This window comes from Thermoanaerobacter sp. X514 (genome assembly GCF_000019065.1).
Lineage (GTDB): Bacteria > Bacillota > Thermoanaerobacteria > Thermoanaerobacterales > Thermoanaerobacteraceae > Thermoanaerobacter > Thermoanaerobacter pseudethanolicus.
Map to the genome: position 1 here is coordinate 125,357 of NC_010320.1, position 14,652 is coordinate 140,008.

The following is a 14,652-nucleotide window of genomic DNA, read 5'->3' on the forward strand; positions in this document are numbered from 1 at the left end:
TTTTAGGAGGGAATGATTATGAAAAGCTATGAGGTATTAAATAAGATTAAGGAAGTAGGAATTTGTGCAATTGTAAGGGGTACATCCGTTGATTCATTATATAGAATTGCAGATTCACTGATTGCAGGGGGAATAAAAGCTATTGAAGTTGCATTTAATACCCCTGGTGCTGCTAAGATGATAGAAAAACTTGTTGAAAAATATAGTGATCAGGTATTAGTAGGTGCAGGTACTGTCTTAGATGCTGAAACTGCGAGAATTGCTATACTGTCAGGAGCATCATTTATATTATCACCTTCTTTAAATCTAGAAATGATAAAAATATGCCAAAGGTACAATGTACTACCTGTTCCGGGCATTTCGACACCTACAGAAGCAGTAACAGCGTGGGAAAATGGAGCGCAGATTGTTAAAGTGTTTCCTGCTGGAGTCTTTGGGCCAAACTATATAAAACAGTTAAAAGGACCTTTATCGCAAATAGAAATGATGGCAGTTGGGGCAGTAAATCTTGACAATTTTAAAGATTTTATAAAAGCTGGAGCATGTTCTGTAGGAATAGGCAGTGAGCTTGTAAATAATAAGCTTGTCGAGGAAGGAAAGTTTGATGAAATAACAAAGAGAGCTGCAGCATTCGTAAATGCGTTTAAAGAAGTTAATGGTAAATAACCAAATTTGTTTTTCCTCCCCTGTTTCTGTATAATTAATGTGCAGGATAAACAAGACAGGGGAGGATATTTTGTTGAGAAAAAACGCGTATACAATTGCAATAATTTACCTTTTAATGATGTTAATAGGAATAGTAGAAAATGTCAAAGGACCGCTGATAATAAATATCAAGACTTTTTATGGTGTTGACTATACTATGATGGGCTTATTTTTGTCAGCTGGAAGTTTTGGATTTATTTTATCAACTTTTCTAGGAGGATTTTTAGCCGATAAAATAGGCCGTAAGTCAGTATTAATAAGTGGTCTAATCCTTATAATAGCCGGAATACTTGGAATTTTTGCAGCTCGTAAATTTATTGTATTTCTTATTTTTGCTTTTGTGATGAACATGGGGATGGGACTATTGGAGATTGGCATAAATGCAGTTGCTTCAATAGTTTTTATAGTAAACCAAGCACTTATGATGAATTTGCTTCACTTTTTTTACGGAGTTGGAGCTATTATTTCCCCAAATATGACAGCAAAACTGTTACATATCAATTTTTCGTGGCAACAAGTTTATTTAACTGTTGGAGCAATAGTTTTTATACTAATGTTAGCTGCACTTGAGATTAAGATGCATGGAGAGGAAAAACACATTGCGAGAGATAAAATAGATTACATACAAATCCTAAGTGACAAACGCATGTGGCTTTTTGCAAGTATGCTTGGATTTTACGTTGCCTCTGAACTTGGCATAGGCAATTGGGCTGTCACATTTTTTAGCGCACAATATAAAATGGACAATACAATAAGTTCTCTCTATCTTGGGCTTTTCTTTGCGACATTCACTTTTGGCAGATTAGTTGGGGGGTTTATTGTTGAAAGAATTGGTTATATAAAAAGTTTGTTTATATTTTCTTTGGTTTCTTCAATACTTATTGCATCTGGAATGGCCGGAAGAAATTTTGCATTTTTAATTTCAGTAGCAGGATTTTTTTATTCAATAATTTTCCCAACGACAATTGCTATAGTCATGAAAGAATTTAAACAACATGTAACTATTATAATCGCCATTATTTTGACAATAAGTTCAACAATAAATATGTTGGCAAATTTTTTAATTGGAAGATTAAACGACATTTTTGGAGTTTTTATTGGATTTTCAGCTATATTGATATTTATGATTTTAGTCGTATTTATGTCTTTAATTTTAGCGAAAACAGAAACAACTGATGATTTAGAGAAAGTCTGATTTACAAACTAGCTTAACTTTCCTCTAAAAATTTTTACTTTTCTGTGGTATACTTTTTATAAATACAGTATGGAGGTGTGCGATAGTTTACTAATTCGCCTTAAAGGGGAGATCATCCTTGACAAACAAAGAAAGAGTATTTAATTTGATAAAGGATTTGTCAAAAGATATAAATATTAAGGAAAAGAAGGGATTGACTGCCCAAGAAATTGCCAAAAAATTGAATTTGAGAAGGAATGTGGCAAGCCATTTATTAAATGAACTTTATAAAGAGGGCAAAATAATAAAAATAAACACAAGGCCTGTCTATTTTTTAGACAAAGAAGTTTATGAAAAGAAGGCAAAAGAATTCAAAGAAACGGCTAAAACTTTGGATTCAACTGTAAAGGTTTCAAACGATGACCCTTTTACAAAGCTTATAGGATATAACGGCAGTCTTAAAACACAAGTGAAATTATGCAAATCTGCTGCTTCCTATCCTCCCAATGGACTACCTATTTTGCTTATTGGAAATACAGGAGTAGGTAAAAGCTTCATTGCTCAACTTATTTACGAATATGCAAAATCGATCAATGCCATAGATGAAAATGCTCCATATGTGATATTTAATTGCGCTGAGTATGCTAACAATCCTGAACTACTTTCCGCAAACCTTTTTGGCTATGTAAAAGGAGCATTTACAGGTGCTGATAAAGATAAACCCGGCCTTTTAGAAGAAGCGGATGGAGGATATTTGTTTTTGGATGAAGTTCACAGGCTTCCGCCAGAAGGGCAGGAAAAACTGTTTCTATTTTTGGACAAAGGCATATTTAGAAGGCTTGGTGAGACAGGCAATTGGAGGACAGCAAAAGTAAGGTTTATCTTTGCCACAACTGAAGACCCTGAGCAAACTCTTACAAAGACTTTTTTAAGAAGGATACCATTAGTTGTAAACATCCCCTCTCTCTATGATAGGCCTTTACATGAAAGGTTACAACTTATCTATAACTTTTACAAAAATGAGGCCAAAAATCTGGGAATGGATATTTTAATAAGCAAACAAGTCCTTAATGTACTTCTTAAAACCAAAATTTCTGGCAACATTGGCAAACTTATAAATGTCATAAAATACAGCTGTGCTCAAGCCTATAACCATGTCATAAGAGAGAAAACAAATATATTGCGAATCCATCTATATGACCTGCCAAGAGAAATGCAGGCCGATTTAGATATAATAAAAAGTAATTTTCACTTTAACGGCATGTTAATTTCTCACAATAGGAAAGATGAAGATTTGATATGGGACAAAGAAGACAATAAAGATGTATATGAAGTAGTAAGCAAAATATTTGTGCTATTTGAGAAATATAGTAGTAGGGAAATAAATGCTGACAGTTTTAAAAAAGATGCTTTGATTTATTTAAATGAGTTTACAGATAAAATAATTTTTAAAAACGATAACACGTATATAGATTCAATAGTTTTCAATGCTATTAAAAATGTAATAGAAAATGTGTTAAATATAATACAAAATATGTACGGAATTAAATATTATGGCAATTCAGTTTTGGTATTGACTCATTTTATTAATTATTTATTAAGCGAAGTAACTTACGAGAAGTATTCTGAGAATATAAAAGTGGTATTGGGAGTTTTGAAAAATGTTTTTCCCAAAGAGTTTATAATAGCTAATAAAATGGTTGAACTTATTGAAGTTAATCTGGACGTCAAGCTCAACCAAATAGCTATAATTTATTTTACACTTTATATTAAAAGCTTAAATAAAAGTGACAATACAAATCTCATAAATTCTATAATAATAGCCCATGGTTATTCAACTGCCAGTAGCATAGCTAGTGTCGCCAATAGGCTTTTGGGACAGTTTGTTTTTGAAGCTTTTGATATGCCAATTGAGATGTCGACACAAGAGATTATGCTAAAAGTTCAAGATTATTTAAAAAATATAGATACCTCCAAAGGGATTATTATATTAGTAGACATGGGTTCTTTAGAGGAGATATACAAGTCTTTAACTGACATTGTGGAGGGAGACATAGCAATTATTAATAATATTACTACTCAATTGGCTTTAGACGTTGGCAACAAGATAATGCAAAATCAGCCTATAGAACAAATTGTTACAGAATCAATCCAAAGAAATAGCAGTAGTTATAAACTCATTAAGTCGCAAAAAAATAAAAGAAATGCTATTATTGCTACTTGTATAACGGGAATAGGAACTGCTGTAAAAATAAAAGAACTTTTAAAAGAATGCTTTGTAAATGAAGATATTGAAATAATTGCGTACGATTATAATAGACTTAAAGGTAATGGTGTAAAAGACGAGATATTTAAAGACTTTAATGTTAAATTAATTATTGGTACAGCAGATCCTGGCATAAAAGAAATACCTTATTTGTCGTTAGAAGATTTGATTGCTGGAAAGGGCGATGTACTATTGAGTAAAGTTTTAAGAGGGGTTGCGGATGCTGAAAAAATTCAGCGAATCAATCAAACGATAGTCAGACTTTTTTCTTTGCAAAATGTGTTACATCATTTGACAATATTAAATCCTGATAAAATAATTGCTCAAGTTGAAAAAGCTATTTCCGATTTAGAAAGATTCATTGGTGTGAGGTTTTCAAATGATTTAAAAATAAGCTTATATATACACGTTAGTGTAATGATTGAAAGATTAGTAATGAAAGAGCCCATTGTGTTTTACAGTAGTTTAGAAGAGTTTGAACAGTGTCATAGACAGTTCATAAATTTCGTTAAATCTTCTTTTAGTGTCATAGAAGAGATGTACAAAATTGAAATTCCTACATCAGAAATAAGGCTGATATATGATATTATAAAAGATAGAGTAGCAGAGTTAAATGTGTAATTAATCAAAGCATGCTGAATAGTTAGTACACTATTTGGCATGCTTTTTGCATTATAAAGAAGCAGATAAAAATTTAAAATAAAGTATAGTTAACATCAACTTTTAAAAAAGTTTCAAAGAAGTATTTTAAAATTCAAAGTTAAAGATATTAGCAAAGCGGAGGTGTAGTAGTGAAAGAAAAATTCGTACTAATTATTACACATGGAAATTTTGGGAAAGGATTATTAAACGGAATTGAGGTGATTATGGGAAAACAGGAAAATGTGTTAGCCTTGGGACTTAATTTAGGGGATAATATCGAGCTTTTAAGAGCTGAAGTTGAAAAGATTGTTAGAGAAAAGCTAAGAGAGAACAAGGAAGTAATAATTGCTGTGGATTTATTTGGGGGAAGTCCATTTAATGTTGCACTTTATGTTATGAAAAATTACGATGTAAAAGTTATAACAGGAGTTAACATGCCTATGCTTATAGAATTGCTGTCTTCACTTAATGCATGTGACACAAAAGAACTGATAAATAACATATACAAAGTTGGTGTTGATGGTATTAAGGTAATTGAGAAGAATTCACTTAGTTTGTGAAGAAAGAGAGGTGAAACAGCATACGAGTAAAAAAATAGCAGACAGTTGGAGGGAATACAGTCTAACTCGAGTAATAACAAAGAAGGCTCTACAGAGGTAAGCTAGAGATTCCAAGTTCTTGTTAACAGTTATACAATAATACCAGAAGATAATATTTTTCTGCTTAAAGCCTGAAGCTTTAGCCAGAAATTTCCAAAATTATATTATACGAGATAGGGGGAAATGAAAAATGCAAATGAGTTTAAGTATTTCACAGGCAGCTTTGATAGCTTTATGGATAGCAATAGTAGAGGCACGTGCTCTTGGTTACTCTACATTAATGCTTCGTTTTAGTCCTTTGATGACAGGCTTAATAGTTGGGATAGTTATGCATGATATTCCAACAGCGATGACTATTACAGCTGCCATTCAATTAATTTATATGGGCTTAATTGCTCCAGGAGGTGCTATGCCAAGTGAACCTGCTGTAGCGACTGCTATAGCAGTACCGGTTGCTATTTTAGGAGGCCTAACTCCAGAAGCAGCAATTGCTATAGCTGTTCCTGTAGGACTTTTAGGTTCTTATCTTTATTCTCTAAGATTTTTTATTAATACATTTATCATTCGTTTAACCGATAAATATGCGGATGAGCTTAATGAAAAAGGATTAACTTTAAGCATTATTGTACTTCCTATACTTGTAAGTTTGGTTCTGTTCTTTCCACTAATGTTTATTGCACTTTATAAAGGAACACCTCTAATAGCTGATTTAGTAAAAACATTAACTGTTGGAAAGGCATTTCATGTGTTAAATGTTGTTGGAGGAGGACTACCTGCATTAGGAATTGCGTTAACACTAACTGTAATAGGAAAAAGAAAATTTCTTGTGTTCTTTCTTTTAGCTTATTTTATGGCTGTAATTTTAAAGCCGCTTAATGTCAATACTGTGACATACGCAATTTTAGGAGGAATAATAGCTTATCTATATGTACTTGTTACACATTCACAGGTTGAAGGGCAAGAAATCTAAAGAGGAGGTAAATGGCATATGATGGAAAACATAGAAGCTAAGGATGATTTAAAGGGTACACAATCTAATTCTACTGATAGTAAAATTACGAAAAAAGATTTACTTTTGAGTTGGATTAGATGGTGGTATGCAAATGAAATTCCTCATAGTTATGACAGAATGATAGCCCCTTCTCTTCTTTGGGGGTTGATGCCTATTTTGAGAAAACTGTATAAAAAGAGTGAAGATTTAAAAGAAGCATATAAAAGACATCTCGTGTTTTATAATACTCAAGCAATTTGGGGCGGTGGGACGATACTTGGAATTACAGCTTCTCTAGAAGAGGCGAGGGCTAGAGCATTGGAGGAGAATAAAGGAGAGGATGTTGTTACTCCGGATGTAATTAATAGCACTAAAGTTGGTTTAATGGGACCACTTGCAGGTATAGGAGATGCTATAGATTCTGGTACAGTTCAATATATTTTAATAGGTATGTTCCTTCCTTGGGCGAAAGCAGGTAGTGCTTTAGGTGCATTAATTCCGTGGATTGCATTTGTGGCTTTAACTTTTACTTATGGATTTTACTTTACTCAGCTAGGGTATCGGTTAGGACGAGCTGCAGCCATTGAAATAGTTAGTGGCAAGGGAATAAGGAGTATAATTGATGGATTATCAATTTTAGGCACATTTATGATGGGGATTTTAGCAGCTTTATATGTATCAGTTAGTACTCCTCTAAAATGGAGCCTTTCAGGGAAAGAGTTTGTGTTGCAAGATATATTGGACAAAATTCTACCTGGGTTATTGCCTTTACTTACTGTGTTATTAGTTTATTTATATTTTTCCAAAAAAGGCTTGAAAATAATACAAGCACTTTTATGGTTAGTAGTTATTTTTGGAGTGTTAGGAGTAATAGGTATACTTTAAAAATATAAAGATTTTAAATTTAAATATATGTTATTGATCCTTGCAGAACCCTTAAAATTCATGTATCTTTGGGTTCTGCAAGGAATTTTGAGATAAAAAAGAAAGGTGAGTGATTAAAATGGGAGAAATAGTGTTTGCTAGAGTAGATGACAGATTAATTCATGGTCAAGTAATGACCAAATGGGTAAAAGGATATAATTGTAATTCTATTTTTATAATTGATAATTCCCTTGCGAATGATGAGTTTATGAAACAAGTTTATATGATGTCTGCCTCAGCAGCTCATGTAGCACTGAAAATACTTAGTACAGAAGAAACGATAACATTATGGAAAAAAGATAAGTTTAACGGATTTAGAGTAATTTTACTTTATAAGGATATAATTTCGGTTAAAGAAACAATTGCCAATGGCTTGCCAATAAAAAAATTGAATATAGGAGGTATTGCTAAAAGCCAAGATAGGAAATTTATAATACCCAGTGTTAGCTTGAAAAAAGAAGAGTTAGAAATACTTGTGGAACTTGCGGATAATTTTGGCGTGGAAGTCTTTTTTCAAACAGTTCCAGATAGTAAAAGAGTTGATTTAGAGGATGCCCTAAAGTTATTTGGTTTAAAATAAATAAACACTACATTTTACTATTATAGACATGAACAAAATGTTAAACCAAGGTCATTAAAAATAAAATTCATAGAACACATAGATAGGTTTCTTTCTTTAAAAATAAAGGGAGGTTTAATAAGAATGAGGAAAAAAATATTGATTACGCCAAGATCTTTTGGGAAAAGTAGTAATCTCCCATTTGAGATGCTAAAAAAGTATGATTATGAAATTATAAAAAATGAATCCGGACAACCATATGAAGAATCACAATTGATTGATCTCATTAAGGATGTGGATGGTATAATTGTTGGTTTAGATAAGATAACAAGCAATGTGTTGAGAAATGCAAAAAAATTAAAAGTTATAACAAAATATGGAGTTGGCGTAGATAATATAGATGTTGATGAAGCAGAAAGAATGGGGATAAAGATTACTTATACGCCTGATGCAAATAAAGAATCTGTAGCAGATTTAGTTTTTGCTCTAATGTTGGGTTTAAGCAGAGAAATCATAAAGTTAGATAATATAGTTAGAAACAACCGATGGGAAAAAATAATTGGTAACGAAATTTATAAGAAAACAATTGGAATTATTGGGACGGGAGCCATTGGTAGATGTGTTGCCAAAAGAGCTACGGGTTTTGATATGAAAATATTAGCATATGACAAGTACCCTAATTATGAGTTTGCAAATAGCATAGGCATGAAATACGTTGATAAAAAAGCATTATTAGAAGAGTCTGATTTTATAACATTACATTTACCATTGACAGAAGAAACCTATCATTTTATAGATGAGGAAGAATTAAAAATTATGAAAGATACAGCTTATATAATTAATACTTCGCGTGGTGGAATTATAAACGAGAATGCTCTATATAACGCGTTAAAAAATAAAAAAATTGCAGGAGCGGCATTAGATGTTTTTGAAATAGAACCACCGATAGATAGTAAATTATTGAAATTAGACAATATAATTTTAACACCTCATTGTGGAGCATCTACCAAAGATGCGACAGATAGGATGGGAATTATGGCAGTGGAAGGACTTATCAGCGTATTAGAAGGCATGGAACCAAAATATCTTTATAAAAGGCAGAAATAAAATAATTTTAAAAAATAGGAGGTAGGAAGATGGAAAAACAACAAATAATTGAAAAACTTAAACAACTTAAAATTACAGCTGTAATTAGAAATAGTGATATAAACACAATGTTTTCTTTAGCTGATGCCTTAAAAAAAGGTGGTATTGAAGCATTAGAAATAACTGTTGAAGCGCCCGGTGCTATAGATGTAATCAAAGAATTAAGTAAAGCAAATAAATATTTTGTTGGTGCTGGAACAGTATTAGATGCGGAAACTGCGAGGGCTGCTATTATAGCAGGTGCAAAATTTATATTTACACCGGTTATGAGACTTGATGTAATAAAATTATGTAATAGGTATGGTATACCTGTTATTCCTGGTGCTACTACTCCGACAGAAATTTTAACAGGTTATGAAGCAGGAGCGGATTTTATTAAAGTTTTTCCTGCAGGAGTTTTTGGACCTCAATATTTAAAAGAAATTTTAGGGCCACTCAAACATATACCCATTTTTGTGACGGGAGGAATTAATAAAAATAATATTAAAGATTTTATTTTAGCAGGTGCAACAGGCGTATCCTTAGGCGGAGCATTAGTAGATAAAGAACTTATTGCAAAAGGCATGTTTGACAAAATAACCGAAAAAGCTATTGAGTTTGTAAGGCTGGTAAATCAAGTTTAGTTTACATGAAAGGGCATTGATTCAGCAGCAGGTTTAGCCTTATCAGGACTTAAGGAACCATCATAAAATTTAATATGACAGACAATACGTAATTCATTAGTAAATTAAATTTGGGAGGCATAAAAAATGGGTGTTAAAATTGCCATTGTAAATTCCAGCAGTTTTGGCAAGCATTTTCCTGAACATATTGAAAGGTTAAAAGCATTAGGAGAAGTCGAAAGATTTGAACTTCCCCACGATATGAGAGGGAAGGCATTAGCGGAAAAGCTAATGGGGTATTCTGTAATAATTGCCAGTGTCAAGCCATATTACGATAAGGAGTTTTTTGAGCATAAAGACAAAACTCTTTTAATAACACGTCACGGCATAGGTTATGATACAATAGACATTAAAAGTGCTACTGAAAAAGGAGTTATTGTAACGAAAGTTGAAGGCATTGTAGAAAGGGAAGCTGTAGCCGAAAACGCTATTGCACTTTTACTAGATGTTATGAAAAAAGTAAGGTCTGCCTCACTTAAAGTGAAAGAAGGAAAGTGGGGGGAAAGAGCGAGCTTCATTGGATATGAAATAAAAGGCAAAGTTGCAGGAATTATAGGTATTGGAAATATTGGAAGCAGAGTTTGTGAAATCCTGAAATATGGGTTTGGTGCTAAAGTAGTGGCTTATGACCCTAATCTTTCAGCGGAAGAAATAGAAAAAAGGGGAGCAGAGCCTGTCACATTAGAGGAACTTTTAAAGAGGGCAGATATAATTTCTTTAAATGCTTCGCTAAATCGCGACAATTATCACATTCTTTCTCATAAAGAATTTGCCATGATGAAAAAAGGTACATTTATTGTCAATACAGCAAGAGGAGAACTTATAGACACAGAGGCTTTGATTAAGGCGTTAAAGGAAGGAATAGTTTTAGGAGCAGGGTTAGATGTTATAGAAGGGGAACCTATTGACGAAAATCATCCTCTTTTGGCATTTGACAACGTCATAATAACGCCTCATACTTCTGCATACACTTATGAATGCCTAAAAGGCATGGGGGACAAAGTGGTTTCTGATGTAGAGAAAGTTTTAAGAGGAGAAATACCTGAAGGGGTAATAAATCCAGAAGTTTTGGAGGGTAGGCCATGGAAAATTTGATTTTTTCTGTTGATATATAAATAAAGAAAGCAAATAACAACCATTTATTGGAAATTATTAACAAAAAAGCAATGATACAAAAAATTAAATGTTACAATTATAGAAGAAATGAATAGGACAAAAGGGAAAGGGTATAATTCAACAAAGCCTTTAAAAATATGCAAGTAAACTATTTATATAATGGGAGGTAATGTATGATAAAAGCTGACATTGGTTTAATAGGCCTTGGGGTGATGGGACAAAATTTAGCATTGAATATTGCAAGAAATGGATATGCTGTCTCTGTATTTAACAAAACAGAGGAAAAGACGAGAGAGTTTATTGATGAGAAAGTAAAAGAAGAGAAAATTTATCCTTTTTACACATTAAAAGATTTTGTCGAAAGTCTAAAAAAACCAAGAAAAATTATACTTATAATAAAAGCAGGAACACCTGTAGATGATGTGATAAACGAACTCTTATCGTATTTAGAAAAAGGGGATCTTATTGTTGACAGTGGGAATTCTTATTTTATGGATACTTCCAGGAGGTTAAAAGTTTTAAAAGAAAAGAATATTTTATTTTTAGGCATGGGAATTTCTGGTGGAGAGTATGGTGCATTATATGGTCCTTCTTTAATGCCAGGTGGAACAAAAGAAGCTTATGAGTTGATAAAAGATGTACTTTTAAAAGTAGCTGCAAAAACAGAAGATGGGCCTTGTTGTACGTATGTGGGCAACGATTCTGCAGGGCATTTTGTAAAAATGGTTCATAATGGTATTGAATATGCTATTATGCAATTGATTGCTGAAGTGTATGATTTTATGAGGAAAATATTGAATATGACTAATGAAGAGATAGGGGATGTGTTTGAAAGGTGGAATCAGGAAGAACTTGATTCTTATTTAATGGAAATTTCTTATAAAATTATGAGATATAAAGACAAAGAAACTGGAGGATTTTTATTAGATTACATTTTAGATAAAGCAGAACAAAAAGGCACTGGAAAGTGGACTGCTCAAACTTCTTTGGATTTAGGAGTTCCTACACCAACATTGAATTTGGCGGTAGAGGCCAGAGTTATTTCTCATTACAAGGAAGAAAGAAAAACTTTATCAAAATTATATTCGAAAGAAAAGAATACAATCTCTGTGAATAAAGAAGAAATGATAGAGCATTTAAAAAAGACACTGCTTTTTGGAGTATTCATGTCATTTTCACAAGGATTATGGCTCATTTATGAAGCTTCAAAACAATATAATTATGGAGTAGACCTTAGCGAAATATTAAGAATTTGGAAAGGAGGCTGTATTATAAGAGCAAAAATTTTAGACTTTTTGAGGGATATCATCAGAGAAAATGAAAAATATGCAAATCTTTTGCATAGTGATAAGTCTATAGAATTTATTAAGGATAAATTAAATTCTGTCTATCAAGTTCTAGAAATTGGAAGAAATTATAGAATACCTCTCATGATAATAAATTCTGCAGTTGATTATTATTTTGCTTTAACAGAGGAAAATCTTCCTGCAAATCTTATTCAAGCCCAACGTGACTTTTTTGGAGCTCATACTTATGAAAGAGTCGATAAAGAAGGAATATTCCACACAGAGTGGGAAAAATAAGCCATGGAGAAGTTGCTCCATGGCTTTATAACTAAAAGAAATAGCATGATTGACTCGATGACAGTAATCTGCTATAATTTAAGCGTTGAAAATTTGACTTAGATATTTTAAAGAAGAAGTGGTTCCATAGGCTTCTTGCTTTTTTCATGGGAAGGTGATTTTTATAATAAAAATAAAACTGACACCTACTCAAGTACTTGCTTTAGGATTTGCGGCTATTATATTAATTGGGACTTTATTACTAATGCTACCTGTGGCAACTAAAAGTGGAGAGAGAACAGATTTTTTAACTGCGCTTTTTACGGCTACATCAGCTACATGTGTTACTGGCCTTGTAGTTGTTGACACAAAAACATATTGGTCTGTTTTTGGGCAAATAGTGATAATGTTGCTGATACAAGTTGGCGGTTTAGGTATTATGACCATGTCAACGCTTTTCGCGTTGATCCTTGGTAGGAAGATAACCTTTAAAGAGAGATTGGTGATGCAAGAAGCTTTCAATACAAATAGCCTCGGAGGCATTGTGAAATTTGCCAAGTATATACTAATGGTTTCTTTTTTATTTGAAAGCATTGGCGCAATTATATTGACTTTGAGATTTTTACCGCAGATGGGATTAAAAAAAGCAGTGTATTACGGCTTGTTCCATTCTATTTCTGCATTTAATAATGCTGGCTTTGATCTTATGGGTAATTTTAGGAGTTTAACGGGTTATGTTTCTGACTGGGTGGTAAACCTGGTCATAATGGGTTTGATAATATTTGGCGGGTTAGGATTTTACGTTTTGCTTGATATATACGAACATAGACATTTTAACAAATTTACACTGCATTCAAAAATTGTTATAACTATTACATTGTTTTTAATTACTATCGGCACACTGCTTATATTTTTATTTGAATACAATAATCCAAAAACATTAAAACCGCTGGATTTTCCTACCAAGATACTTGCAGCATTATTTCAAGCTGTGACACCCAGAACAGCTGGTTTTAATACATTATCGCTTTCTGACATGACTATAGCATCTAAATTTTTGACAATAATACTTATGTTTATTGGAGCTTCTCCAGCTGGAACAGGTGGAGGTATCAAGACAACTACTTTCGCGGTTATACTATATACTGTGTTATCAGTTATAAAAGGTGAAGAAGAGACAGTACTTTATAAACGCACTATTAGCAGAAACATAGTCTATAAAGCTGTAGCTATATCTTTTATAAGTGTTTTTATTATTTTCTCCGTGACTATGGTTTTATCTATTACTGAAACATCCAACTTTTTGACTGTATTATACGAGACGACTTCAGCTTTTGGAACTGTAGGACTATCACTTGGGCTTACCCCCGAATTGAGTACAGTTGGCAAAATTATTATAATATTTACAATGTATACTGGCAGAGTTGGTCCTTTAACATTGGCGCTGGCATTGGCAAAAAGGCAGAGAAGGCCTAAACCTATAATAAAATATGCTGAAGAAAAAATTATGGTGGGTTAAATAGAGGTGGGACGATGAAACAATTCGTTGTTATTGGGTTAGGAAGCTTTGGCATAAGTTTGGCTAAGACTTTATATGAAATGGGCAATGACGTACTGGTTATAGATGAAGATGAAGAATTGGTGCAAGCTATGAATGGCTTGGTTACACATGCAGTGAGGGCTGATGCTACTGATGAAAATGTACTTAAGTCCCTAGGTGTGAAAAATTTTGATGTGGCTATAGTTGCTATAGGAAAGAACATGGAATCAAGCATTATGGTAACAATGCTTGTGAAAGAATTGGGAGTAAAATACGTAATAGCAAAAGCTCACAATGAATTACACGCGAGGGTTCTTTATAAGGTTGGAGCAGACAGGGTTGTTATGCCCGAAAAAGATATGGGCATAAGGGTTGCCAGAAATGTTTTTTCTAGCAATTTAATAGACCTTATTGAGTTTTCTAAGGAATACAGCATAGCAGAAATTCTTCCAATTGAAGAGTGGTTTCATAAAACATTAAGGGATATAAACATGAGAGAAAAATATGGATTAAATGTCATAGCGGCAAAAAAGTTGAATGATGAGATTATACTATCACCAGGACCGGACTATGTGGTTGATGAAGGTGATGTATTGGTTGTTTGCGGTAAAAACACAGATATTAAAAAATTTGAGATAAAAATATAGGATGTAGGACAGAATTGTAGAAAAATAAAAGCCATTGGAGAGTATATATCACTCTATGGCTTTATTTTTTATATAGTTAAATAAGTTAACCTCAATATTTTTAAAGCTTTTTTAGGATT

13 protein-coding genes are annotated in these 14,652 nt (G+C 32.7%); all 13 read left to right on the plus strand.

The window, feature by feature from the left end; translation table 11 throughout:
* Positions 1-18: 18 nt before the first annotated feature.
* Positions 19-666: a bifunctional 4-hydroxy-2-oxoglutarate aldolase/2-dehydro-3-deoxy-phosphogluconate aldolase gene (locus TETH514_RS00660; protein WP_003868263.1), complete on the plus strand. Its 648-nt coding sequence runs from the start codon at positions 19-21 to the stop codon at positions 664-666.
* Positions 667-739: 73 nt separating this feature from the next.
* Entirely contained in the window at positions 740-1,900 is a 1,161-nt protein-coding gene (locus tag TETH514_RS00665) for a sugar MFS transporter (protein ID WP_003868262.1), read from the plus strand.
* Between the two features lie 118 nt (positions 1,901-2,018).
* Positions 2,019-4,766 carry a sigma 54-interacting transcriptional regulator gene (locus TETH514_RS00670; RefSeq protein WP_009051967.1) on the plus strand — a complete coding sequence of 916 codons (2,748 nt, stop codon included), beginning with the start codon at positions 2,019-2,021 and terminating at the stop codon, positions 4,764-4,766.
* A 170-nt stretch (positions 4,767-4,936) separates the two neighbouring features.
* Positions 4,937-5,347 carry a PTS sugar transporter subunit IIA gene (locus tag TETH514_RS00675; protein ID WP_009051966.1) on the plus strand — a complete coding sequence of 137 codons (411 nt, stop codon included), beginning with the start codon at positions 4,937-4,939 and terminating at the stop codon, positions 5,345-5,347.
* A 229-nt stretch (positions 5,348-5,576) separates the two neighbouring features.
* A complete protein-coding gene (locus TETH514_RS00680; protein ID WP_009051965.1) occupies positions 5,577-6,356 on the plus strand; it encodes a PTS sugar transporter subunit IIC in 780 nt (259 codons plus the stop codon).
* A gap of 18 nt (positions 6,357-6,374) precedes the next feature.
* Entirely contained in the window at positions 6,375-7,262 is an 888-nt protein-coding gene (locus TETH514_RS00685) for a PTS system mannose/fructose/sorbose family transporter subunit IID (RefSeq protein WP_009051964.1), read from the plus strand.
* Between the two features lie 118 nt (positions 7,263-7,380).
* The gene (locus TETH514_RS00690) at positions 7,381-7,881 is read left to right on the plus strand and encodes a PTS sugar transporter subunit IIB (protein ID WP_012268571.1); all 501 of its coding nucleotides are present in this window, start codon (positions 7,381-7,383) and stop codon (positions 7,879-7,881) included.
* 123 nt (positions 7,882-8,004) lie between these two features.
* Positions 8,005-8,967: a phosphoglycerate dehydrogenase gene (locus TETH514_RS00695; protein ID WP_009051962.1), complete on the plus strand. Its 963-nt coding sequence runs from the start codon at positions 8,005-8,007 to the stop codon at positions 8,965-8,967.
* A 29-nt stretch (positions 8,968-8,996) separates the two neighbouring features.
* The gene (locus TETH514_RS00700; protein ID WP_009051961.1) at positions 8,997-9,629 is read left to right on the plus strand and encodes a bifunctional 4-hydroxy-2-oxoglutarate aldolase/2-dehydro-3-deoxy-phosphogluconate aldolase; all 633 of its coding nucleotides are present in this window, start codon (positions 8,997-8,999) and stop codon (positions 9,627-9,629) included.
* Between the two features lie 126 nt (positions 9,630-9,755).
* Positions 9,756-10,763 carry a D-isomer specific 2-hydroxyacid dehydrogenase family protein gene (locus tag TETH514_RS00705; RefSeq protein WP_009051960.1) on the plus strand — a complete coding sequence of 336 codons (1,008 nt, stop codon included), beginning with the start codon at positions 9,756-9,758 and terminating at the stop codon, positions 10,761-10,763.
* A 194-nt stretch (positions 10,764-10,957) separates the two neighbouring features.
* Positions 10,958-12,367, plus strand: coding sequence for an NADP-dependent phosphogluconate dehydrogenase (gene gndA / locus TETH514_RS00710; RefSeq protein ID WP_009051959.1), 1,410 nt, complete (start codon positions 10,958-10,960; stop codon positions 12,365-12,367).
* A gap of 154 nt (positions 12,368-12,521) precedes the next feature.
* Positions 12,522-13,865: a TrkH family potassium uptake protein gene (locus tag TETH514_RS00715; RefSeq protein ID WP_009051958.1), complete on the plus strand. Its 1,344-nt coding sequence runs from the start codon at positions 12,522-12,524 to the stop codon at positions 13,863-13,865.
* Between the two features lie 14 nt (positions 13,866-13,879).
* The gene (locus TETH514_RS00720) at positions 13,880-14,533 is read left to right on the plus strand and encodes a TrkA family potassium uptake protein (protein WP_009051957.1); all 654 of its coding nucleotides are present in this window, start codon (positions 13,880-13,882) and stop codon (positions 14,531-14,533) included.
* The last annotated feature ends 119 nt before the right edge of the window (positions 14,534-14,652 follow it).